The sequence below is a fragment of the Agrobacterium tumefaciens genome, assembly GCF_005221385.1.
GTDB lineage: Bacteria > Pseudomonadota > Alphaproteobacteria > Rhizobiales > Rhizobiaceae > Agrobacterium > Agrobacterium tomkonis.
In genome coordinates, this window is record NZ_CP039904.1 from 219,768 (window position 1) to 243,621 (window position 23,854).

The window sequence follows — 23,854 nt, forward strand, 5'->3', positions numbered from 1 at the left end:
CTCCATCTGGGATCACTCTGCGCTTTTAAGCGCCAGACCCATATCCATACGGAATTAACTCATGCCCGAAACCGCCTCTCTTCTGGAAGCACGCGCCATCGGCAAATCCTTTCTCGGGATCACGGCGCTTGATGGCGTCGATTTTTCGCTCGGGCGCGGTGAAATCCACGCGCTGCTCGGCGAAAACGGCGCGGGCAAATCGACGCTGATCAAGATCCTGACCGGGGTTTACCACCGCGACAGCGGTTCGATCTTTCTGGAGGGCGCAGAGATTTCACCCGCCAATGTCGGCGAGGCGCAGGCGCTTGGGATCGGCACGGTCTATCAGGAAGTGAACCTTCTCGAAAACCTGACGGTTGCCGAAAACCTGTTTCTCGGCCGCCAGCCGCGCCGTTTCGGGCTGATCGACCGCAGCGAGATGCAGAAAAAATCGCAGGCGCTGCTTGCCCAATACGGGCTTTCGATTGACGTCAGCGCGCTTCTCTCCAGCTATTCCGTCGCCATCCGCCAGATCATCGCCATTGCCCGCGCCGTCGATCTTTCCGGCAAGGTGCTGGTGCTGGACGAACCCACCGCCAGCCTTGATGCCCATGAAGTCGAGATGCTGTTCGGCGTCTTGAGAAACCTGCGCGCACGCGGCATCGGCATCGTCATCATCACCCACTTCCTCAATCAGGTCTATGATATCGCCGACCGGGTGACGGTGCTGCGCAACGGCCGCCTTGTCGGCACCCGCGACATTGGCAGCCTGCCGAGATCCGAACTGATCTCGATGATGCTCGGCCGCGAGCTTCAGCACATCACCCATGAACATCAGGCGACCGAAGATACGGTTGCCGAGGGCGAGCCGCCGATCCGTTTCGAAGGTTACGGCAAACGCGGCAGCATCGCCCCCTTCGATCTCGGCATCCGCCCCGGCGAAATCGTCGGTGTTGCCGGGTTGCTCGGTTCGGGCCGAACGGAAACAGCCTTCCTGCTGTTCGGCATCGACCGGCCGGATACCGGAAAGGCTGTCATCGACGGCCAGACGGTGGCGATTTCTTCGCCGGAGGCCGCCATCACCGCCGGGTTCGGTTTCTGTCCAGAAGAGCGCAAGACTGACGGCATCATCGGCGACTTTTCCGTCACCGACAATATCGCGCTGGCGCTTCAGGCCCGTCAGGGCTGGGCGCGGCCGATCTCACGTCGGCAGAAAGCCGAACTGGCCGAAAGCTTTATCAAGTCGCTCGATATCCGCCCCGCCGATCCCGACCGGCCGATCAAATTCCTGTCCGGCGGCAACCAGCAGAAGGCCATTCTGGCACGCTGGCTCGCCACCCATCCCCGGCTGCTGATCCTCGATGAGCCGACACGCGGCATCGATATCGGCGCGCATGCGGAAATTCTGAAAATGATCGAAAAACTCTGCAGCGAAGGCATGTCGCTGGTCGTCATCTCCTCCGAACTGGAGGAACTCACCGCCGTCGCGCACCGTGTCGTCGTGCTGTCCGACCGCCGCCATGTCAGCGAGTTGAAGGGCGGCGAAGTGACCGCAGATAACATCATGCGGGCGATTGCCGATGCGGCAAAAACGGAGGCGGCATGATGGCAGCAGTGACACGACGCCTGAAAAGGCTTGCTCCGCAGCTTGCCGCGCTCTTCATCATTCTGGCAGCGATTACAATCCTTTCGCCGGGTTTCCTGCATGTCTCGTTCCAGAACGGCAGGCTCTATGGCAGTCTAGTGGATATTCTGGTGCGCGCCGCACCGGTTGCGCTTTTGACCATTGGCATGACGCTGGTCATCGCCACCAAGGGCATCGATCTGTCCATCGGCGCTGTCATCGCCATCTGCGGCGCGGTCGCGGCCACGCTCATCAGCAATGGCCATTCCATCCCTTCTGTCATCGTCATCTCGCTTGCGGTCGGCATTGCCTGCGGGTTGTGGAACGGCGTGCTTGTCGCCCTTCTCGACATACAGCCGATCATCGCCACGCTGATCCTGATGGTGGCGGGGCGCGGCATCGCCCAGCTCATCACCGAAGGCGTCATTCTCACCTTCAACAATGACGGTTTTTCCGCCATCGGCTCCGGCTCATTCGCAGGCATTCCGCTGCCCGTCATCATCTGGGTGGCGGCGGCGCTCGTCATCGGCCTTCTGGTGCGCAAGAGCGCGCTGGGCTTCCTCATCGAAGCGACCGGCATCAATCGTCGCGCGGCAGCGCTTGCCGGGGTACGGGCCCGCTTCCTCCTGTTTTTCGTCTATGCGGTTTCCGGTCTCTGCGCCGCCATCGCCGGCATGATCGTCACCGCCGATATTCGCGGTGCGGATGCCAATAATGCCGGGCTGTGGCTGGAGCTGGACGCGATCCTTGCGGTGGTCATCGGCGGCACATCGCTGAATGGCGGGCGCTTCTCCATCACCGCCTCGCTGATCGGCGCGCTCATCATCCAGACCATCAATACCGGCATTCTCGTCTCGGGCTTTCCGCCGGAATTCAACCTCATCATCAAGGCGGGCATCATCATGGTGGTGCTGACGCTGCAATCGCCGGCGATCATGGCCGTCCTCGGTTTCGTGAAAGCGCCGAAGCCGCACGTCAAACCGGCGGCCACCAATGGCATGACCAAGGAAGGAACCGCGCGATGATCCACAGTCGCAACCTGCCCTTCCTCACCACGCTGACGATCTTCGTGATCGCCTATCTTCTCTGCGTGCTGCAATATCCGGCGATCTTCTCGACACGGGTGATCGGCAATCTCTTGACCGACAATGCCTTCCTCGGCATCGCGGCCGTGGGCATGACCTTCGTCATCCTGTCGGGCGGCATCGATCTGTCCATCGGTTCGGTCATCGCCTTCACCAGCGTCTTCGTCGCCGTCATGGTCGGCACCTATAATATCCATCCGCTGCTGGCCTTCGCCATCGTGCTGGTGGTCTCCACCCTGTTCGGCTGCCTGATGGGGGCGATGATCCGTTTCCTGTCCATCCCGCCCTTCGTGGTGACGTTGGCCGGCATGTTTCTGGCGCGCGGCGCGGCTTACCTTATCTCCACCCAGTCTGTTCCGATCTCGCATCCGTTCATCGATGCGATACAGGGGTTTTATTACCGTTTCCCCGGCGGCGGCAGGTTGACGGCGCTCGCCATGCTGATGCTTCTCGTCTTTGCCGCCGGCATGCTGATCGCGAGCCGCACCCGCTTCGGCGCCAATATCTATGCGCTCGGCGGCAACCCGCAATCGGCCGAGCTGATGGGCGTGCCGATCGGCGCGACGACCATCGGCATCTATGCGCTTTCCGGTTTCCTCTCCGGCCTCGCCGGCATCGTCTACACGCTCTACACCTCGTCGGGTTATTCGCTGGCGACGGTTGGGGTTGAACTCGACGCCATTGCCGCCGTCGTCATCGGCGGAACGCTGCTCACCGGCGGCACCGGGCTGGTGGCGGGAACCTTCATCGGCCTGCTGATCCAGGGGCTGATCCAGACCTATATCGTTTTTGACGGAACACTGTCCTCCTGGTGGACGAAAATCGTCATCGGCGTGCTGCTTTTCGTCTTCATCGTGTTGCAGCGCGCAATCATCTGGTATTCAAACAGGAGACTGGCCGGACCGCATCCGGCATAACCGCAAACGGAGGCTTGCTTGGGGCTGCTCGAAACGACGATAAGCGGACGAAAACGCCGGAACAGCCACGCCCATGTGGTCTCCGAACTCGGCAGCGCCATCGTCTCGGGCCGAATTGCGGAAGGTTCCCTGCTGCCCAACGACGCCGAACTGTCCTTACGTTTCGGCGTCTCGCGCACCGTGCTGCGCGAAACCATGAAGACGCTGGCGGCGAAGCGGCTGGTGGAACCGAAAGCAAAGGTCGGCACCCGCGTTCTTGATCGCTCAAGCTGGAATTTCTTCGATCCTGACGTGCTCGGCTGGCGCTGCGAAGCCGGCATAGACGAGGAGTTCGTCACGCATCTGGCGGAAATCCGTCTGGCGCTGGAGCCGGCAGCCGCAGCAGCAGCGGCCCTGCAGGCCTCCAATGATGATATCGTTTCGCTTTACGTCATCGCCGCGAAATTCGATAATCCGCAGCATACGCCGGAAAGCATCGCCAAGGTCGATCTCGAATTCCACCTTGCCGTGGCGCATATGTCCGGCAACCCCTTCATGCGCTCGGCAAGCGGGCTGATTGAAGCCGCGCTCGCCATTTCCTTCCAGCTTTCGTCGCCGGCCGCCTCACCCGGCACCATCGCCGAAATCGCCTCGAACCATCTGCGCATCGTGCATGCCATTGCCGCACGTGATGCCGATGCCGCCATAAAAGCCATGCGCCACGTGATCGAGGTGGGCAAGGACCGGACCCAGAAGGCGATCAAGACGCCCTGAAGAGACTGCCGCTCCCCTGTCTTCGGAAGCGAGAAACGGGTCGCAACGCCCTGAAAAGAATCAGAGAAAATTCAGCGTCACCAGCGCCAGCAAAAGGTAGCGCCCGACCTTGGCGATGGTGACCAGCAGCAAAAAGACCGGCAGCGGCTCTTTCATGATGCCGGCCGCAACCGTCAGCGGATCGCCGATCAATGGCGCCCAGCTTAAAAGCAGCGACCACCGGCCGTAACGCCGATACCAGTTCTGGGCGCGTTGCAGCGCGGCCTCGCCGACGGGAAACCAGCGCCTGTGCCTGAAACCTTCGATACCGCGGCCAAGCAGCCAGTTGACGAAGGAGCCGGCCACATTGCCGGCACTGGCGACGGCCACCAGCAGCCAGACCGGCTGCGATTTCAGGAGGATGAGACCGGCCAGCGCCGCCTCCGATTGCATGGGCAGAATGGTCGCCGCCACAAACGCCGTCAGAAACAAACCCGCATATACCGCCAGATCGGCCATTGTCCGCCCTTCATCATCAGCGAATTCCGCCGCTGCCCCTGAAGTGCCGGATGATGGCACGCACCGTCAAGCACGCCCTGACATCACTGAGGGGATATCAGGCCGAATTCGTCGCGATGACACGCACAATATCGTCATGATCCACCTCCAGCAGCGCCTTGTGAATGGACAATTGCCTGATATCACCGGATGCGGACAGGATGACGATCACCGTTTCGCGTGGCGGGCAATCCGGCAGGGCGCAGGACAGCTCGCTGACGGTGACGATGTCATCCGCATGCAGATTTAACAGGTCGCGCGCCCATTGTTTCAGAAGCCGGGCCTGCGAGACGAGCGCGGAGCCGCTGCGCGCAAGGGGGTTGTTCATGAAACACCCTTTCGCCTCGCCTGCGAGGCCAATGTGTCGAAAAGGTCGCGGATCGGCTGTTGCGGCATATCCATGCCGATCAGCACGAGACGCGTGGCACGGTCGCCATCCGGCCAGCTTTCCAGCCTTGCCAGCGGATAAAGCCGGTGCTGCACGGCGTGGGCAACCACCGGCCGATCCGGATCGTCCGTCGCCTGGAAAATACCTTTCAGCCGCAGCAGGCCGGAATGCACGTTGCTGGTGACGAGTTCGAGAAAGGTAACGATCATCTGCGGATCAAGAGCGCCGTCGAAAGTGAGATCAAAAGCCTCGACGCCGACACCATGGCGGTTGATATCATGGACATGGTCCGCATGCAGGCTCAGCCTGTCGGCCGCCAGCCATCCCGGCACATCCTCCGGCTTGCCGCGCAGCGAGTAATTCTTCGTTGCAAAAAGCGACATGAGATCGAAGCCGGCCGCATTGCGGTCATGCAACAGGGCGGCGGGGTTGAGGTCTGCAAGGCCTTCACGGTCCATCGCGGTCGCGTCGGCAAGGTCGGTTTTCGTCAGGACAATGTGGTCGGCAAAGGCAAGCTGTTTCCAGCCTTCAATGAAACTGTCGAGCATCGCCCGGCCGGACGTGACATCGAAGACAGTGACCACGCCGGAAAGATGAAAGTGCCGGGCGACGATATGGTCGCGCAGGCCAAGCGCCGGTGTGCCGCCGGCAATCAGGCTGTTGATGATCGGCGCGGGATCGGCAAGTCCCGTCGTTTCGATAACGACACGCGAGATTTCCGGCATCACCCCTTCCAGAAAGGCCTGATGCAATTCGTAAAGCGAGGTGCGGATATCGCTGGTCGCGTTGCAGCAGATGCAACCCGTCGTGGTTCTGAAATACCGTTCCGAACCGCTGCGCACCAGACCGTGATCGATGGGCACGGATCCGAATTCATTGACGATGACGGCGGCGTCACGCATGGCCGGTTCGTTCAGAAGCTCGTTCAGCAGGGTAGTCTTTCCCGCACCCAGAAAGCCGGTAAGCAGGGTGACCGGCACCGTCCTGACGGGCGGGGAGACAGCAGTGTCATCTCCTCGCGCAACCGTTTTCTTCCGCTTCATTCCGAACACATCCACACCTTTTAACCGCATAAAATCCGCGGCAGCTTAATATGTAATGTAATAACATATCAATACTATTCTGAAAGCATCCGACACTCCCCATCATCGTTACCCGGCTGCGAAAAATCATGCGGCCCGAGGCGTCGGCATAGAGACGCATGAAAAAACCATGAGCAGGAAAAATGGAATAATAAAATCGTTTCTTTCACTTTCGTTTTATTCGTTCCACGCTCTATTGCATTTTCGTTCAAGTTCGTTTTTAATTCCAAATGCTAATACAGAAAAGATCGCCCACAGCTGGATCGAGGAGGAAGGCTGTAATAAGGGACTGTATCTTTTACTGTTTTCACAATGGGAGGAATCGCCTTGAAAAAACTCAGCTACCGCCTTGCTGCGGCATCCGCGCTTTCGTTTTTTGTCACATCGAATGCTTTCGCTGCGACGGAGATCCAGTGGTGGCACGCCATGACCGGCGCCAATAACGAAGTCGTGGACGCGCTTGCGAAAGAGTTCAACGACAGCCAGAAAGACTACAAGATCACGCCCGTCTTCAAGGGCACCTATCCGGAAACCCTGAATGCCGGCATTGCCGCCTTCCGCGCCAAGCAGCCGCCGGCCATCATTCAGGTCTTCGATGCCGGTTCCGGCGTGATGATGGGTGCCGCCGGTGCCATCAAGCCGGTGGCGGATGTGCTGAAGGAAGGTGGCTACACCTTCAACAAGGATGAATATCTGGCCGGCATCGTCGCCTATTATTCCAAGCCTGACGGCACCATGCTGTCCTTCCCTTACAATTCGTCCTCGCCGATCCTCTATTACAACAAGGATGTCTTCCAGAAGGCTGGCCTCGATGCCGCCAATCCGCCGAAGACCTGGCCGGAAGTTTTCGAAGCCGCCAAGAAGATCAAGACCAGCGGTGCAGCGCAGTGCGGTTTCACCTCCACCTGGCTTACCTGGATCCAGACCGAAAACTTCGCCGCCTGGAACAATGTCTCCTATGGCAGCAATGAAAACGGGCTTGGTGGTACGGATGTGAAGCTTGCGGTCAATGCGCCGCTCTTTGTCGAGCATTTCCAGGCCATCGCCGATCTCGCCAAGGACGGCACCTTCCGTTATGGCGGACGCACCTCGGAGGCCAAGCAGCTGTTCATGTCCGGTGAATGCGGCATCCTGACCGAATCCTCCGGCGGTCTCGGCGATATCGTCAAGACCGGCATGAATTACGGCATCGGTCAGCTGCCCTATTACGAGGGCCATGGTCCGCAGAACACCATTCCCGGCGGCGCCAGCCTCTGGGTCTTCGGCGGCAAGAGCGACGCCGAATATAAGGGTGTTGCCGAATTCTTCCATTTCCTCTCGCAGACCAAGATCCAGTCTCGCCTGCATCAGGTCTCCGGCTACATGCCGGTAACGATCGCGGCCTATGAGGAAACCAAGAAATCCGGCTTCTACGACAAGAACCCTGCCCGCGAAACGCCGCTGCTGCAGATGATGGGCAAGCCGCCGACAGAAAACTCCAAGGGCGTGCGCCTCGTGAACCTGCCGCAGGTGCGCGACATCATGAACGAAGAGTTCGAGGCGATGCTGGCCGGCAAGCAGGATGCGAAAGCCGCCCTCGACAAGATCGTGGAGCGCGGTGACGCAGCCATCAAGCAGGCCGCCGGCAACTAAACGATCCCTGCCACCGCCCGCGCTCTCACAGGGTGCGGGCGGCGTTTCCATCTCATCAGGAGATCGCCGTGCAAAGCGTCGTATTCCCCAACAAGATCCTGCCTTATCTGCTGGTCGCACCGCAGATCATCCTGACGGTGATCTTCTTTTTCTGGCCCGCAAGCCAGGCGCTCTACCAGTCGACCATGCGCGAGGACGCCTTCGGGCTGAACAGCAATTTCGTCGGTCTGGCCAATTTTTCCGCGGTGCTGTCAGATGAGAGCTATCTCAACTCCCTGCACGTCACCGTCATCTTCAGTGTGCTGACCGCACTCGTCTCCATGGGACTTGCGTTGCTGCTGGCGACGGCGGCTGACCGCGTGGTGCGCGGCAAGGGCTTTTACCGCACCATGATGATCATGCCCTATGCCGTGGCGCCTGCTGTCGCCGGCATGTTGTGGCTGTTCATGTTCAACCCGGCCATGGGAACCTTCTCTTATATCCTGCGCCGCAACGGCATCATGTGGGATCCGCTGCTCGACGGCAATCAAGCCATGCTGCTGGTGGTCGCCGCCGCTGCGTGGAAGCAGATCAGCTATAATTTCCTGTTCTTTGTCGCAGGCTTGCAGGCAATTCCGAAATCATTGCTGGAAGCCGCCTCCATTGACGGCGCGCGCGGTTCGCGGCGCTTCTGGACCATCGTTTTCCCGCTGCTGGCGCCGACAACCTTCTTCCTTCTGGTCGTCAACACGGTTTACGCCTTCTTCGATACCTTCGGCATCATCCATGCCGTCACCGGCGGCGGCCCCGCCAAGGCGACGGAAACGCTGGTTTACAAAGTCTATAATGATGGCTTCGTGAACCTGAACCTCGGCTCTTCCGCCGCGCAATCGGTCATCCTGATGGTGATCGTCATTGCGCTCACCGCCTTCCAGTTCCGCTTCGTCGAGAAGCGCGTGCATTACGGCTGAGGATTTCACAATGATTGAAAATCGCCCGGTCGCCCGCATGGTCGCCCATCTGATGCTCATTCTCGGCATCATCGTTGTGGCCTTCCCGATCTATTACACCTTCGTCGCTTCTTCCATGACGTCGACGGATATCATCCGCCCGCCCATGTCGCTTTTGCCTGGCGACCATCTGAGCACCAATTACACCGACGCCATGGCCGGCGGCGTTGAAAGAGTGGTCGGCGTCAGCCTCGAGCGGCTGCTGTTCAACAGCTTCGTCGTGGCGCTCGCCATCGCCATCGGCAAGATCGTCATTTCGTTCCTGTCGGCCTTCGCCATCGTGTTTTTCCGCTTTCCCTTCCGCATGGGCTTTTTCTGGATGATCTTCATCACGCTCATGTTGCCGGTGGAAGTGCGTATCCTGCCCACCTACAAGGTCATCGTCGATCTTGGGCTGATCGATACCTATGCGGGACTGACGCTGCCGCTGATGGCATCTGCCACGGCAACCTTCCTGTTCCGGCAGTTCTTCCTGACCATTCCCGGTGAGCTGGTCGAGGCGGCGCGTATCGACAATGCCGGTCCGTTCCGCTTCATGCGCGATATTCTGCTGCCGCTGTCGAGAACCAATATCGCAGCACTTTTCGTGATCCTGTTCATCTATGGCTGGACCCAGTATCTCTGGCCGCTGCTCGTGACCAACGACGCAAAGATGAACACGATCATCATCGGCCTCAAGCGCATGGTGGATTTCACCGACGCTTCGACGCCCTGGAATTATGTGATGGTGACGGCGATCCTCGCCATCATCCCCCCGATTATGGTTGTGGTGCTGATGCAGCGCTGGTTCGTCAAAGGTTTGGTGGAGACCGAAAAATAATGGCAAAAATTGCGCTGAAAGACGTCCGCAAGGTTTATGGCGGCAATGTCGATGCGATCAAGGGCGTATCGATGGACATCGCCGATGGCGAAATGATCGTGCTGGTCGGCCCCTCCGGCTGCGGCAAATCCACGCTGCTGCGCATGATCGCCGGGCTGGAAAGCATATCGGGCGGCGAGATCGTCATCGGCGACCGCGTCGTCAACGATCTTGAACCCTCCGACCGCGACATCGCCATGGTGTTCCAGAATTATGCACTTTATCCGCATATGACGGTGCGGCAGAACCTTGCCTATGGCCTGAAGAACCGCAACACGCCGAAGGAGGAGATCGAGCGGCGCATCACCGAGGCGGCCAAGGCGCTGGAGATCGAGCAGTTCCTGGAGCGCAAGCCGCGCCAGCTTTCCGGTGGCCAGCGCCAGCGCGTGGCCATGGGCCGCGCCATCGTGCGCAAGCCGGCCGCCTTCCTGTTCGACGAGCCGCTCTCCAACCTCGATGCCAAGCTGCGCGTGCAGATGCGTGTGGAAATCCGCCGCCTGCAGCGTTCGCTCGCCACGACCAGCGTTTATGTCACCCATGACCAGATGGAGGCCATGACGCTGGCTGACAGGCTGGTGGTGCTGAATGCCGGCCGCATCGAGCAGATGGGCACGCCGATCGAGCTTTACGAAAAACCGGCGACCACTTTCGTCGCCACCTTCATCGGCTCGCCTTCCATGAACCTTCTCGCCCATGGCGCAGCCTCATCCACTGGCTCGACCGGCTGGTCGGTGAACGGCGCGACAGTGCTACCGCAAACTGTCGCAACGCTCGGCATTCGCCCTGAAGATATCACCCTTGCGACGGAAGCCCCTGCCGACGCCGCCTTCGCCGGCACCGTGCAGGTGGACGCCGTGGAACTGGTCGGCGCCGAAAGCTATGTACACGGCTCTTTCGCCGATGGCACCACCATCGTCTTCCGCGTCCACGGCCGCTCGCAACTGCGCATCGGCGAGACACTGAAGATTGCCGCCCAGGCGAAGGATTTCCATCTGTTCGATACGACGGGCAAGCGGATTTAAACTTATCGACGAAAATCGAACACCCGCCATTCGGCGGGTGTTCGAGCATCGCCAAAACCTCGGGCAGTCCCCTACCACGCCAACTCCACCTGCGGCCGGCCGTTGGAGGTTTTTTCCACCGTGCGGCCGGATGCGTCGATATTGCAGTGGACGCGCTGCCGGAAGGCGGAGAAGCTTTCGAAGGTCACGACGTCGACGGGATTATCGAGATGGAGGGTGAGGCGATAGCGTTCCGGGTCACCGCCGAGCGTCTGGACGCCGAGCACGGAGGCGACGAAAGGCTGGCCGAGATAAAGGCCTTCCACTCTCGAACCCAGAAGATAGGGATTGAAGGCGGGGCGGTTTCCGGCTGCCGCATGCAGGGTATTCCAGTCACGGAAGCCATATTGCGCGGCGATGAGTTCCAGCGCCTTTGAGTGGGTGATTGTCTGTCCCTGTTCCTCAAGCGCTGAGCGCAGGCGTTTTGCCTGTTCTTTCAGCCCCTCAAGGGCGGGAAGCGGTTTGGACACGTGCATAACGGTTCTCCAACATTGACATGCCGAATTTTCCGAAGGGGGTCCGCGTTGCCATCGACGACATGCAAAACATGGGATGACCGTTATCAGGGATAAGAGCTTCACCAGGGGCAAAAATGCCTGCGGACGGCCGGGGCTCTCTGCCCGTGGCCGTCCGTATAACTCAGAACGCGCCGCCCGTCAAAGGCGGCGCTGAAGCCGTTCCGGGATCAGAAGCGATAGGTGATGCCAGCGCCGATCAGCCAGGGATCGAGCTTCGCCTTGCCGCTGATCGGTGTACCACCCAGTTCGGCGGTCCAGTCGGTCTTCAGGAAGATTTTTTTCACGTCGAAGTTCACGCCCCAATGCTCGTCGAGCATATAGTCGAAACCGACCTGCACGGCAGCACCTAGCTTGTTCTTGACGTCGAGATTGCTGAAGCCGGGCTCTTCGGACTGGTTGTAGAACAGCGAATAGTTCACGCCTGCACCGATATAGGGCTTGAAGGCGCCGAAATCGGTGAAGTGATATTGCAGCGTCAGTGTCGGCGGCAGCAGCCATGTCTTGCCGACCGGCGTGCCGGCCAGCACACCCTCGCCATTGATCTTGGCATAGGTGGTGCCGAGAATGAGTTCAGCGGCAAAATTCGGAGTGAAGAAATAGGTGATGTCCAGTTCCGGGATCACTGTATCCGAATAGGAAAGGCCGGCACCCGGCACACCGTCAACGCTGCCGCTGTCATTGGTGATGACGCCGAGACCGCGCACGCGCAGCATCCACGGGCTTGCCGCCGCAATTGCCTCTTCGGCGGTGGGCGCCGGTGCTGGCGGGGCCAGATCGGCGGCCATGGCATTGGCCGATACCAGCATCGCCGCAACACTAACCGCAACGCTGGCAAGCAAGGCGGTTCTTTTGTTCCTGTTCGTCATTCCATCTCTCCTTTAGCGCAGCCTGCATCCGTTCGGACATTCCCCAGGGCGCATCTCACCTTCTCGAACCGGCGCATCGGAACTTGCCGATGCCACAGCCGTCACCGGGCAACCCAGAAACCGGCTGATGACGGCCGGCTGCGAATCCTCGGTGCCAAGACCGTCACGGCCACTATGGCGAAGGGCGGGACACACCAATTGAGATGGATCAAACCGTCACGGCATTGCCCCCTGCAGACGACGTACGAGCGAAGATTGTGACAATTGCGCAACAAAAGAAGGCGAGAGACAGGCGCGAAATTGCCCTGGAACAGCGCACAAAAAAGGCGGGAGATGATCCCCCGCCGCGCTTTTTCAACAATGGACTTCCGTGTCAGACGTAACGATTGACGACGTTTTCCAGATATTCCTGACGACCGGATTTCGGCTCGGGATTGATATCCTCCCGCTCCACCAGCGCGGTAATCTCGTCAAGCTTCAGTTCGCCGCGCAGCATCTTCTGGGCCTCCGGCGAATCCCACTTGGCGTAACGCTCCGCAAGCGGCTTCGACAGCGCGCCGTCCTCGACCATCTTCGCCGCCGCCTTCAGGCCGCGGGCGCAGCAATCCATGCCGCCGATATGACCGATCAGCAGATCCTGCGGATCGAGCGACTGGCGACGCAGCTTGGAATCGAAATTGGTGCCGCCATTCTTGAAGCCGCCACCAGCAAGCACGTGGTAGTAGGCGAGCGCCATTTCCGGCACGTTGTTGGGGAACTGGTCGGTATCCCAACCGGACTGGTAATCGTTGCGGTTCATGTCGATGGAGCCGAAAATGCCGAAGGCATTGGCCATGGCCAGCTCATGTTCGAAGGAATGGCCGGCGAGAATGGCATGGCCCTGCTCGATATTGACCTTCACTTCCTTTTCCAGACCGTTCTTCTGCAGGAAGGCATAAACGGTGGCGACGTCGTAGTCGTACTGGTGCTTGGTCGGCTCCTGCGGTTTCGGCTCGATCAGGATCGTGCCTTCAAAGCCGATCTTGTATTTATATTCCACCACCAGGTTGAGGAAGCGGCCCAGCTGGTCAAGCTCACGCGACAGATCGGTGTTGAGCAGGGTTTCGTAACCTTCGCGGCCGCCCCACAGAACGTAGTTCGCGCCGCCGAGCTTCTTGGTGGCGTCCATGCAGGTCTTCACCGTGGCGGCGGAGAATGCAAAGACATCAGGGTCCGGATTGGTTGCCGCACCGGACATGAAACGCCGGTTGGAGAAAAGGTTCGCGGTGCCCCACAGCAATTTTACGCCGGTCTGAGCCTGCTTTTCAGCAAAATAATCAACGATTTCGTTGAGGTTCTTCGTGTTTTCAGCAAAGTTTTTGCCTTCCGGGCGCACATCGGCGTCATGGAAGCAATAAAATGGCGAACCGAGCAGCGAGAAGAATTCGAAGGCCACATCTGCCTTCAGCTTCGCAGCCTGCATGCTGTCTTCGAACCACGGGCGCTGGAAGGTCTGGCCGCCGAAGGGGTCTCCACCCGGCCAGGTGAAGGTATGCCAGTAGGCCACCGCGAAACGCAGGTGATCTTCCATGCGCTTGCCGGCAACGACTTCATCGGGGTTATAGTGGCGGAAGGCCAGCGGATTGGTGCTGTCGGGGCCTTCATATTTGATCTTGGCGATATCGCCGAAAAAACCTGTGCTCATGGTGATCCTCCTCTTGGGGTGGGTTAGGTGGTGTTCGGTATAGGTTGGAGGGCGCGGCTCACCCCCCTCTGTCCTGCCGGACATCTCCCCTCAAGGGGGGAGATCAACAAGCGGCTACGTCTTGTCCTCACGCGAGGTTGAAGATGGAGCGAGAGGTAGCGTTCTGCCGATCTCCCCCCTTGAGGGGGAGATGCCCGGCAGGGCAGAGGGGGGTAAACCGCACACTCCGCGTCTCAATGCGAAAGCGCCCGAATAGCCGGATAAAGCGCGTGATACCGCCGATAGGCCTCCTCATAGGCCCCGGCCAGATCAGCCACCGGCTCAATCGTCCGCGCCGTCTCCGGCTGCGAGCAGACCGCCACCGGATCGGCGCCTGTCGCGGCGATGAGGCCAAGGCGAGCAGCACCGAAGGCCGCACCGAAATCACCTTCTGCCGGAATATCCACCGGCACGCCGAGCGAGGTGGCAATCGAGGCAAGCCAATAGGCCGAGCGCGAGCCGCCGCCGATGGCGGTGACGCGGGAGATCGAGGTGCCGGCGGATTTCAGCGCTTCGAGATTGTCCCTGATAGCAAAGGTCACACCTTCCAGCACCGCCTGGGTCAGCGCCTTGCGGTCGCTTTCATGCGAAAGACCGATGAAGGAGCCACGAATGGCCGCGTCATTATGCGGGGTGCGCTCGCCGGAAAGATAGGGCGCGAAGGTAACGCCGGTGGGCGCAAGCAGTGTCTCGCCCAGCTCGCCGGTCAGATCGGCGGCGGATTGCCCGGTGAGGCGGGAATACCAGTTCAGCGCATCGGTGGCGGAGAGGATGACGCCCATCTGGTGCCAGGTGTTGGGCAGCGCGTGGCAGAAGGCGTGCACGGCGCTTTCCGGCTTCGGCAGATAGGAGGCATTGGCGGCGAAGAGCACGCCGGATGTACCAAGCGAAACGAAGGCGTGGCCCTCCTTCACCGTGCCCATGCCGCAGGCGGAGGCGGCGTTGTCACCCGCACCGCCGGCCACCACGGCACGGCCGGAAATGCCCCATTCACCGGCGAGTTCGGCGCGAAGAACGCCCGCCTCATCCGTACCTTCCACCAGCGACGGCATGTGTTTTTCATAAAGGCCGGTGGCGGCGAGAAGTTCGGAAGACCATTTGCGCGCGCCGGTATCAAGCCATGAGGTGCCGGCGGAGTCCGACATCTCGGAGATATATTCGCCCGTCAGCCACAGCCGCAGATAATCCTTCGGCAACAGCACCTTGGCCACTTTGGCGAAGATTTCAGGTTCGTTCTTCGCCACCCAGGCAAGCTTCGGCGCGGTGAAGCCGGGGAAGACGATATTGCCGGTGATCCTGCGGAAACGTGGATCGGCGTCGAGTGCTGCGGCCTCGGCATGGGAGCGGGTGTCGTTCCACAGGATGCAGGGGCGCAGTACCTTGCCCTCGGCATCAACAAGCGTCGCGCCATGCATCTGGCCGGAAAGGCCGATGCCCTTCACTGCGGCAAGCTCCTTCGGGAACTTCTGCTTCAGGCCGCCGACGGCGGTTTTCGCGGCGGCGATCCAGTCCGCCGGATCCTGTTCCGACCAGCCATGATGCGGACGCGAAACCTCCAGCGAGCCATTGGCCGAACCGACAATCTTCTGATCGCCATCCATCAGCAGGGCTTTGATGCCTGAAGTGCCAAGATCGAGACCGAGATACATGTATTTCTCCATTCCGGCGCTCCATGCGCCACTTTCAGCGTTTTTTAAAAGTCACCGCATTTCCGGACGGAAAACCGGCGGCCACTTTTCCTGGAAATGCTCTCATCAGGGAAGATTGTCCCTGAGGAATATGTCGATACGGATACGTTCCTGCGCTGCGATGACGGGCTGGCCGTCGGCACGCGCTTTCAACACGCGGATGGCGCTGCGCACCTCATGGCCGGCATCCTGATTGAGCACGGCGTCAAGCACGCCTTCCCGCAGCGCATTGGCGGTGTTTTCCGTCAGTTCATGGGCAATGACAGACAGCGACCTTTCACCGCCGGCGGCTCGGAGCGCCCGGATGAGGCCGCGATTGCCGGCGCCGAGACTGTAGATGCCGGAGAGTGCAGCATTGCCAAGCGCTCCGGAAACCAGCGCCTCGACGGTTGCCGGGTCATCCTTGCCCTCCAGCACCGGCAGAAGCCGCAATTGCGGAAATTCGGCTTCGATGACCGCGCGAAAACCCTCCAGACGTTCGCGATGGTCGCGCACCAGCATGGAACCGGCGACAACAGCGATATCGCCACCGCAGCTGGAGAGGAAACGTCCCATCAGGCTCGCCGCCGTGCGCCCCGCCGCGGCATTGTCGACACCGGCATAATGGTCGCGGCGCGAGCCGGAAAGATCGGACACCAGCGTCACCGTGGCGATGCCGTCTTCCGCCAGCCGGTCTGCCGCTTCCGCCACATCTTGCGAATCCGTGGCGACGAAAGCCACGCCCGACGGTTTTTCCCGCCGTGCCACCTCCAGAGCCTCGGTCAGCGCCGCGGCATTAAAGGGCGGCACCTCAATGATACGGATCGCCGTGCGCTCCAGATGGGAGCGGGAGGCGGCGGCCCGAACCTCGGCCCTCAACGTTGCCATGAAGGAATTGTCGTTGCCCGGCAGGATGAAGACCAGCGAGTAATTACGGCCCTTGGCCAGATTGGCGGCGGCGATATCGCGCACATAACCAAGCTCGGCAATCGCCGCCTCCACGCGGGCGCGGGTGGCGGCGTGAACGCCCGGACGCATGTTCAGCACCCGGTCGATGGTGGCGAGGCTGACGCCTGCGCGCTCGGCAATATCATGAACTGTCGGCTTCATGGCTCCTCCCCTCGCCTTTGAATATCCAGCTTTGAGGCCGAGGTAAACCGAAAAATGATGTACGTACCTCATATTTCTTCGGAAGGCGGTATCGGGTTGGCGGCTCTTGGCGAAACGGTGCCGCGCGTTTCTTCTCCCCGAGGGGGAGAAGGTGGCCCGAAGGGTCGGATGAGGGGGCCAGCTCTCGGTTATCTCTACCCTCGCCCCCTCATCCCGCTGCCGCGGACTTCTCCCCGGCGGGGAGAAGAAATGTGCCGCCCCCGCTCGCTCCATATTCAAAACAAAAAAGGGGCCGTCATTTTCGACGGCCCCAGCTCTGCGGTGGATGGGAGGGGATTTTTATCAGTGCGCCGCATCTGGCGGCGGCGCTGCCTTGGGTTTCTGGATCAGGATTGTCATGAAGATGAGGCTGCCGAACAAAAGCGTCAGCGCGAAGAACACATCCGCGAAGGCCAATATCCATGCCTGCTGCGAGACCATGCCGACCAGTTTCTTGATCGCGACGGAAGCGCCGTCCAACCCGTAGGAATCGTAGTTCGCGCCGACATTGTTCAGCCATTCCAGCGCCTGCGGATTGGAATAGCTGATATGTTCCGCCAACCGCACATAATGATCGTCGGTGCGCTGCGACAGCAGGGTGTTGATGACGGCAAGGCCAACCGCGCCGCCGAGGTTACGGGTGAGGTTGAACAGGCCGGATGCATTGCGGATACGGGCGGGCGGCAGCGTGCCGAGCGCGATGTTGTTGATCGGCACCATGCACATCATCAGGCCAAAACCGCGCAGGATCTGCGGGATCAGCAGTTCATAGAAGTCCCAGTCGGTCGTCACATAGGTCATGATCCACGTGCCGCAGCCGAAGCTGATGAAGCCGATGGCCATCATCGCCCGCGGGTCGAGCTTGGTGGAGACCTTGCCGGCAATCGGCGCGGTGAAGAACATCGCAAGGCCGGAGACGAACATGGTCTCACCGATCATCAGCGCATCATACCCCCTCACCCGGCCGAGATAGAGCGGGTAGAGATAGGTCAGCCCATAAAGCCCGATGCCCATGACGAAGGAAAACAGCGAGCCGATGGAGAAGTTTCGGTCGGCGAAGGCGCGGATATCGACGACCGGGAATTCCACCTTGAAGGCGCGCCAGAAGAACACGACGGCACCGATGACCATGGCGATGGAGCCAAGGACGATATGCTCATCGTTGAACCAGTCCTTGTTATTGCCCTCTTCCAGCACATATTCCAGCGAGCCGAGGAAGACCGCCATGGAGATCAGCCCCCACCAGTCGAACTTCTTCCAGAGCGACTTTTCCGGCTTGTCGAAATCGATCAGGCTCCAGGTGAGGATGGTGACGATGATGCCGGGGATGATGTTGACGAGGAACAGCCAGTGCCAGGAAAAGGCATTGGAGAGATAACCGCCGACCGTCGGCCCGATGGTGGGCGCAAGCGTGGCGACGAGACCGATGATTGGCGACACGACCGAGCGCTTCGAGGGCGGGAAGATCGTAAAGGCGGCAGCAAAGACCGACGGGATCATGCCGCCGCCGATAAAGCCCTGGATCGCGCGGTAGACGATCATCTGGTCAATATTGGTGGCGGTGGCGCAGAGCGCGCTCGAAAGCGTGAAGCCGGCCGCACAGGTGGCGAAGAGCACACGTGTGGACAGGATGCGCGCCAGCGTGCCCGACAGCGGGATCATGATGACTTCGGCAATCAGATAGGAGGTCTGCACCCAGGCGATCTCGTCCGAGCCGGCGCCGAGACCAGCCTGGATTTCTGCCAGCGAGGCGGAAACGATCTGAATATCGAGAATGGACATGAACATGCCGAAGACCATCGCGAAGAACGCGATGAGCCTGCGCCTGTCCATCGGAGGATCGGCGGGGATCGACGCCCCGCCCGTACCGACAACCGTAGCCGCCATGATCTTGCCCTCGACGACGCTTTACTTGGCTTGCGCCGTTTTCGTATTTTCAGGCGCCGTGCGCGTGTCGACATCAACGACAACGCTCAGGCCCGCACGCAGATTGTGCTTTGCAAGATCGTCCTTCGAGAACACGATACGAACAGGCACGCGCTGGATGACCTTGGTGAAGTTGCCCGTGGCATTTTCCGGCGGCAGCATGGAGAAGACCGAACCGGAGCCGGGCGAGATCGACTGCACCGTGCCTTCAATGGTCGCATCATCGAAGGCGTCCACATGGACACGAACCTTCGAGCCGGGAACAACGCTGGCCAGCTGCGTTTCCTTGAAATTGGCGTCGATATAAAGCTCATTCATCGGCACCAGCGAAGCCAGACGCTTGCCGACTGAGACGAGATCACCCGTCTGCACCGCCAGATTGCCGATGACGCCGTCATAGGGCGCTTTCAACACGGTGAAGGACAGGTCGCGAGCGGCCTTGTCGCGGGAAAGCTGCAGCGAGCGGATGGTGCTTTCGGCCTCTTCGCGCTGGGCGCGCAGAAGCTCGACATTGGCTTTCGCGGAGGAGATCGCCGCATCGCCGGCCACGACATTCGCCTTGGCCTGATCGAGCGCAACCTGGGCATTGTCGGAAGCGGCAACGGTGCCGACGTCCTTCGCCTGCAATTCGCTGGCACGCTTCTGGGTGATTTCCGCCCCGCGAAGGGCGGCATCCAGCGCACCCTTCTGGGCAACGGCCTGTTCCTGCGATGCCTCGCCGCCAATGATCTGCGCATCGATACGCTTCAGCGACAGCTCCTCTGTGCGGATCTGCGCCTCAGCCTGTTCAAGCGCAATGCGATAGTCGCCATCATCCAGCGTCACCAGCGGATCGCCCGCCTTGACTTCCTGGTTTTCAACCACATTCACCTTGGCAACGTAACCCGACACCTTGGGCGCGATGACGGCGATGTCACCTTCTATATAGGCATCATCGGTCGAGACCATGAAGCGGCCATCGATCCACCAGTTGTAACCGTACCAGCCGGCACCGGCGAGAAGGGCGACGGCGATGACCGGCAGGAGCTTCGAACGCTTCTTCTGCTTCGGAGCAGCGGTTGTCTGGGGCGGCTGTTGCGGCGGGGCATCAGCCGGCTTTGCCGGAGAGGTCTCGGCCTTGGCGGAGATATCCGCCTCTTCCGCATCGTTGACGGCGCGAACCGCGCTATTCTTCTGGGCCGACATGAGAGTATACCGTGATAGATTGAAAAAAGTTTTTCGAACTGAACCGTTCGGTTCGATTGACTTAATCTCTTTCCTGACACATATCAAGTGTTATCGAACCGATTGGTTCGACGTCTGGTTAATTTTTTTACGCCATTGTGGTGCTAGGAGGCGATAACGATGGCAGGGGGAAACATGGATATGGAAGCGGACATGGAAACGGGCTGTCCCGGAAACCCCGCCGGACGTTTTGCGGCGGGTGAGGACCCGGCAAAGCGCGAGCAGATTCTGGCCGGCGCCTGGCGCGTTTTCAAGCGCAAGGGCTTCGACGCCGCCAGCATGAACGACATCACCCGGGAAGCGGGCGTTTCCAAGGGTACGATCTATGTTTATTTCTCCAACAAGGAAGATCTGTTCGCCGCCCTCGTCGATCAGCACCGGCAGGAATTCGCCACCTCCATGCGCAACATTCTGGCCGGCACCGAAGAGGTGCGCGAAGGCCTGAAGCAGTTCGGCAAGGCCTTCGCCAACAAGATGATCTGTTCGGACATGGTCCCTGCCATGCGCTCGGTCATCGGCGTCATCGACCGCATGCCGAAGCTGGCGCAGCGTTTCTTCATCGCGGCGCCCAATAATGTGCGCACCGTGCTTCAGGATTTCATCGAGCACCACGTGGCGCTCGGACACCTGAAAGTGGATGACGTCGAGCTTGCCGCCCGGCAATATATAGAGCTTTCCACCGGCACCTTCTTCAAGCTGCGCCTGTTCGGAGAAATCGACGGTCCGGTTCCCGAAGAGGAACTCGACCGGGTGATCAACAGCGCCATCACGGTATTCATGGCGGCTTACGGAACCAACAGGGCCTGATTTCATTCAGCAACGGCACCAGCGCCGACACCCGGCCTGCGCGAAATTTCGATGAAATCTTGCGTGGTGGGGGCCTCATGCGCTTGTTTCTCGCGTATTGCGCTATAAATTCCACCCACCGAATGTTTCGGCTGGCCTTGTTGCTGAAAGGAAAACCTACCTGATGGAGTCCATTCTCCCTCTTCTATCTGACCCCGCCGCCTGGGTGGCGCTCGTCACGCTGATCGTCATGGAGGTCGTGCTCGGCATCGACAACCTGATCTTCATCTCCATCCTCACCAACAAGCTGCCGCCTGAACAGCGCGAAAAAGCCCGCAAGATCGGCATCGGCCTTGCCCTCGTCATGCGTCTCGGTCTGCTCGGCACCGTTGCCTGGATCGTGCAGCTCACCACACCGGTGTTTGAAGTCTTCGGCCACGCCTTCTCGTGGAAGGACATGATCCTGATCGCCGGCGGTCTCTTCCTCGTGTGGAAGGCCACCAAGGAAATCCACCACAATGTCGATCCTGAAGATCACAAGGAAGACATGGTGGGTGGCCCGGTGGCGATGAACTTCGGCGCTGCCATCGGCCAGATCCTGCTGCTCGACCTCGTCTTTTCGGTCGACAGCATCATCACCGCCGTCGGAATGACGCCACATCTGCCGATCATGATCGTCGCCGTCGTCGTCGCCGTTGCCGTCATGCTGCTCGCCGCAACCCCGCTCGCCAACTTCATCGAGCGCAACCCCACCATCGTCATGCTGGCGCTCGCCTTCCTGATGATGATCGGCACGACGCTGATCGCCGAAGGCATGGGCTTCCATGTTCCCAAGGGTTATGTCTATGCCGCCATGGCGTTTTCTGCGTTGGTGGAAGTGCTTAACATGTTTGCGCGCAATGCGCGGCAGCGCAAGAAGGCAGAAGCTTCGGGCGACACCCGGCATTAACGCCCGGATATCAACGCCATTGTCCCTGTCATGCCGGATCAAGTCCCGGCATGACAGGAGAGATATGAAGCTCCGGCCCGGAACCGCATGACCCCGCCTTGCGTTCTTCGACACCATCACCGATAGAGCCCTCTATCGGCGCCTCTCCTTCGAAAGCATAGGCAAGCATGACGACTGACCAGATCCTCGCCTTCACCGTGATCGCCGGCATGATGGCAGCATTCATCTGGGACAGGTTCCGTTACGACGTCATAGCCTGCAGCGCATTGCTGGTGGCGGTGGCGCTTGGCGTCGTGCCTTTCAACAAGGCTTTCTCCGGTTTTTCCGACGATATCGTCATCATCGTCGCAAGCGCGCTGATCGTCAGTTCGGCCGTGGCGCGTTCGGGGGTCGTTGATATGACGATCAAGAAATATTTCCCGGAAATGCACTCCAAGGGCCTGCAACTGGCCTTTCTGATGATCGTCGTCGCCATCATGTCGGCTTTCATCAAGAATATCGGCGCACTTGCCATCATGATGCCCGTCGCCTTCCAGTTTGCCCGCAAATCCGGCAGCCCCGTTTCTTATTATCTGATGCCGATGGCCTTTGCCGCGCTGCTGGGCGGGTTGATGACGCAGATCGGCACCTCGCCCAACATCGTCGTTTCCCGGCTGCGGGAGGAAATGACCGGCCAGAGCTTTTCGATGTTCGACTTCACCCCCGTCGGTGCGGGGCTGACCGTGATCGGCATCATCTTCCTGACCTTCGGTTACCGGCTGCTGCCGGTGCGCAACCGCCAGCAGGCATCGGTGGAGGATGCTCTCGACCAGGCGGCCTACACGGCGGAGGCAACGCTGCCGGCCGACAGCACCTTTGCCGACAGGCCGCTGCGCGAACTTTTGAAACAGGCCGATGGCGACGTGATCGCCAGCACCATCCTGCGCGGACCGCGGCGCATCTCCCCCTTCCCCGACGTCAAGCTGAAGGCCGGAGACACGGTTCTGCTTGAAGGCAGCCCCGAAGGGTTGGACCGCATCGTTTCGCAGGCGAAATTGCTGCTATCCGGCAAACCGCTAACCGAAAACGGCCAGAAAACCGGCGATCTCATCTCCATGGAAGCGGTGATCAGCAATGAATCGGTGCTAACAGGCATTTCAGCCCGCGAACTTTCCCTGTCCTACACGCGCGGCGTCAATCTGATCGCCGTCAGCCGTCGCGGCCAGCGCGTCAGCCAGCGGCTTTCCGACCTGACCTTGCAGGCGGGCGACGTCATCCTGCTGCAGGGCAGCCGCAAGAACCTGCCGCACGTATTGCAGGAATTCTCCCTTCTGCCCTTGGCCCAGCGGGAAATCCTGCTCGGCGTGCAGCGCCGTGCGCTTCTGCCCGTCATCGTGCTGGCCGCGGCCATGCTTGCCGCCGGCAGCGGGCTGGTGCCGGTCTCGGTCGCCTTTTTCGCCGCCGCCTTCCTGATGATCGTCGTCGGCGCCATTCCGCTTGCCGAAGTCTATAAATCGATCGACGGGCCGATCCTCGTCATGCTCGCCGCCCTTATTCCCGTCAGTGACAGTCTTCGCACCAGCGGCGCCAGCGAATTGATCGCCGCCTGGCTTGGCCAGGCAGCGCAAGGGCTGCCGCCTTTCGCGGCGCTCGGCATGATCCTCTTGACCGCCATGGCAGTGACGCCCTTCCTCAACAATGCCGCCACCGTGCTGGTCATGGCTCCCATCGCCGCCGGTTTCGCCACCACGCTCGGGTTCCGGCCGGAGGCCTTCCTGATGGCGGTGGCGATCGGCGCCGGCTGCGATTTCCTCACCCCCATCGGCCACCAGTGCAACACGCTGGTCATGGGTCCCGGCGGTTACCGCTTCAGCGATTATCCGCGCCTCGGCCTGCCGCTGTCGATCATGATCGTCATTGCCAGCATTCCCATGCTGCTTTACGTCTGGCCAGTGAACTAGGACTCTGGGCCAGGACGCTGAACCAGCGCGTCCCGTCGCCGTGCGAAGACAGCGCAGGCTTCGTATTTCCTTGACGCCTGCGGCAGAATATGGCCTAAGCCGAAGCCGAACGGGAATGTGCAAAAGACGCTTTCATTGCGTCTTCCAACATGATTTCCTGCCGCATCCAAACGAAAACATCGTGACAGAAGGGTGAAACC

General features: G+C 60.3%; 21 protein-coding genes. 11 read left to right on the top strand and 10 right to left on the bottom strand.

What is annotated here, in order from left to right; genetic code table 11:
- The first annotated feature begins 61 nt into the window (after window positions 1-61).
- Genes CFBP6623_RS16220 through CFBP6623_RS16235 form a run of 4 tightly spaced genes read left to right on the top strand, consistent with a single transcriptional unit; the run spans window position 62 to window position 4,358 of the window.
- Entirely contained in the window at window positions 62-1,585 is a 1,524-nt protein-coding gene (locus CFBP6623_RS16220; protein WP_046800839.1) for a sugar ABC transporter ATP-binding protein, read from the top strand.
- Window positions 1,585-2,628 (top strand): ABC transporter permease, encoded by a 1,044-nt coding sequence (locus CFBP6623_RS16225; protein ID WP_162249041.1) that lies wholly within the window; start codon window positions 1,585-1,587, stop codon window positions 2,626-2,628. Before CFBP6623_RS16220 ends, CFBP6623_RS16225 begins: the two co-directional genes overlap by 1 nt.
- Window positions 2,625-3,605, top strand: coding sequence for a galactofuranose ABC transporter, permease protein YjfF (gene yjfF, locus CFBP6623_RS16230; protein ID WP_080842777.1), 981 nt, complete (start codon window positions 2,625-2,627; stop codon window positions 3,603-3,605). The genes CFBP6623_RS16225 and yjfF overlap by 4 nt, the downstream gene beginning before the upstream one ends.
- An 18-nt stretch (window positions 3,606-3,623) precedes the next feature.
- A complete protein-coding gene (locus tag CFBP6623_RS16235) occupies window positions 3,624-4,358 on the top strand; it encodes a FadR/GntR family transcriptional regulator (RefSeq protein WP_046800837.1) in 735 nt (244 codons plus the stop codon).
- 60 nt (window positions 4,359-4,418) lie between these two features.
- Here CFBP6623_RS16235 and CFBP6623_RS16240 read toward each other — a convergent pair whose 3' ends face one another.
- The 3 genes from CFBP6623_RS16240 to CFBP6623_RS16250 form a co-directional block, all read right to left on the bottom strand.
- Window positions 4,419-4,856: a YqaA family protein gene (locus tag CFBP6623_RS16240; protein ID WP_046800836.1), complete on the bottom strand. Its 438-nt coding sequence runs from the start codon at window positions 4,854-4,856 to the stop codon at window positions 4,419-4,421.
- 97 nt (window positions 4,857-4,953) lie between these two features.
- A complete protein-coding gene (locus tag CFBP6623_RS16245; protein ID WP_046800835.1) occupies window positions 4,954-5,223 on the bottom strand; it encodes a hypothetical protein in 270 nt (89 codons plus the stop codon).
- A complete protein-coding gene (locus tag CFBP6623_RS16250) occupies window positions 5,220-6,326 on the bottom strand; it encodes a CobW family GTP-binding protein (RefSeq protein ID WP_052820801.1) in 1,107 nt (368 codons plus the stop codon). The genes CFBP6623_RS16245 and CFBP6623_RS16250 overlap by 4 nt, the downstream gene beginning before the upstream one ends.
- A 360-nt stretch (window positions 6,327-6,686) precedes the next feature.
- Between CFBP6623_RS16250 and ugpB the strand changes: the two genes are divergently transcribed.
- From ugpB to CFBP6623_RS16270, 4 genes are all read left to right on the top strand, one after another.
- Window positions 6,687-7,997 carry a sn-glycerol-3-phosphate ABC transporter substrate-binding protein UgpB gene (gene ugpB / locus CFBP6623_RS16255; RefSeq protein WP_170979857.1) on the top strand — a complete coding sequence of 437 codons (1,311 nt, stop codon included), beginning with the start codon at window positions 6,687-6,689 and terminating at the stop codon, window positions 7,995-7,997.
- 68 nt (window positions 7,998-8,065) lie between these two features.
- Window positions 8,066-8,947 (top strand): sn-glycerol-3-phosphate ABC transporter permease UgpA, encoded by an 882-nt coding sequence (ugpA, locus tag CFBP6623_RS16260; RefSeq protein WP_046800832.1) that lies wholly within the window; start codon window positions 8,066-8,068, stop codon window positions 8,945-8,947.
- A gap of 10 nt (window positions 8,948-8,957) precedes the next feature.
- Window positions 8,958-9,806, top strand: a complete 849-nt coding sequence (gene ugpE / locus CFBP6623_RS16265) for a sn-glycerol-3-phosphate ABC transporter permease UgpE (protein ID WP_080842779.1) — start codon at window positions 8,958-8,960, stop codon at window positions 9,804-9,806.
- Window positions 9,806-10,867, top strand: a complete 1,062-nt coding sequence (locus CFBP6623_RS16270; protein ID WP_046800830.1) for a sn-glycerol-3-phosphate import ATP-binding protein UgpC — start codon at window positions 9,806-9,808, stop codon at window positions 10,865-10,867. Before ugpE ends, CFBP6623_RS16270 begins: the two co-directional genes overlap by 1 nt.
- Window positions 10,868-10,938: 71 nt before the next feature.
- On the opposite strand, the gene CFBP6623_RS16275 is transcribed toward CFBP6623_RS16270, so the two are convergent.
- The 7 genes from CFBP6623_RS16275 to CFBP6623_RS16305 form a co-directional block, all read right to left on the bottom strand.
- On the bottom strand, window positions 10,939-11,382 hold the full coding sequence (locus CFBP6623_RS16275) for a glyoxalase superfamily protein (protein WP_046800829.1): 444 nt from the start codon (window positions 11,380-11,382) through the stop codon (window positions 10,939-10,941).
- Between the two features lie 209 nt (window positions 11,383-11,591).
- On the bottom strand, window positions 11,592-12,290 hold the full coding sequence (locus tag CFBP6623_RS16280) for an OmpW/AlkL family protein (protein WP_046800828.1): 699 nt from the start codon (window positions 12,288-12,290) through the stop codon (window positions 11,592-11,594).
- Between the two features lie 373 nt (window positions 12,291-12,663).
- Window positions 12,664-13,974 (bottom strand): xylose isomerase, encoded by a 1,311-nt coding sequence (gene xylA / locus CFBP6623_RS16285; RefSeq protein ID WP_046800826.1) that lies wholly within the window; start codon window positions 13,972-13,974, stop codon window positions 12,664-12,666.
- Between the two features lie 233 nt (window positions 13,975-14,207).
- Window positions 14,208-15,662, bottom strand: a complete 1,455-nt coding sequence (xylB, locus tag CFBP6623_RS16290) for a xylulokinase (protein WP_046800825.1) — start codon at window positions 15,660-15,662, stop codon at window positions 14,208-14,210.
- A 105-nt stretch (window positions 15,663-15,767) separates the two neighbouring features.
- Complete coding sequence (locus CFBP6623_RS16295) at window positions 15,768-16,790, bottom strand: LacI family DNA-binding transcriptional regulator (RefSeq protein WP_046800824.1); 1,023 nt, start codon at window positions 16,788-16,790, stop codon at window positions 15,768-15,770.
- A gap of 342 nt (window positions 16,791-17,132) precedes the next feature.
- Window positions 17,133-18,716, bottom strand: coding sequence for a DHA2 family efflux MFS transporter permease subunit (locus tag CFBP6623_RS16300; protein WP_046800823.1), 1,584 nt, complete (start codon window positions 18,714-18,716; stop codon window positions 17,133-17,135).
- Between the two features lie 21 nt (window positions 18,717-18,737).
- On the bottom strand, window positions 18,738-19,940 hold the full coding sequence (locus tag CFBP6623_RS16305; RefSeq protein WP_052820791.1) for an HlyD family secretion protein: 1,203 nt from the start codon (window positions 19,938-19,940) through the stop codon (window positions 18,738-18,740).
- A 159-nt stretch (window positions 19,941-20,099) separates the two neighbouring features.
- On the opposite strand from CFBP6623_RS16305, the gene CFBP6623_RS16310 reads away from it, so the two are divergent.
- The 3 genes from CFBP6623_RS16310 to CFBP6623_RS16320 all read left to right on the top strand — a co-directional run bounded on the left by CFBP6623_RS16310 (window position 20,100) and on the right by CFBP6623_RS16320 (window position 23,654).
- The gene (locus tag CFBP6623_RS16310; protein WP_046800821.1) at window positions 20,100-20,786 is read left to right on the top strand and encodes a TetR/AcrR family transcriptional regulator; all 687 of its coding nucleotides are present in this window, start codon (window positions 20,100-20,102) and stop codon (window positions 20,784-20,786) included.
- A gap of 163 nt (window positions 20,787-20,949) precedes the next feature.
- Window positions 20,950-21,714 carry a TerC family protein gene (locus CFBP6623_RS16315; RefSeq protein WP_046800820.1) on the top strand — a complete coding sequence of 255 codons (765 nt, stop codon included), beginning with the start codon at window positions 20,950-20,952 and terminating at the stop codon, window positions 21,712-21,714.
- A gap of 167 nt (window positions 21,715-21,881) precedes the next feature.
- Entirely contained in the window at window positions 21,882-23,654 is a 1,773-nt protein-coding gene (locus tag CFBP6623_RS16320) for an SLC13 family permease (protein WP_052820790.1), read from the top strand.
- Window positions 23,655-23,854 lie beyond the last annotated feature (200 nt).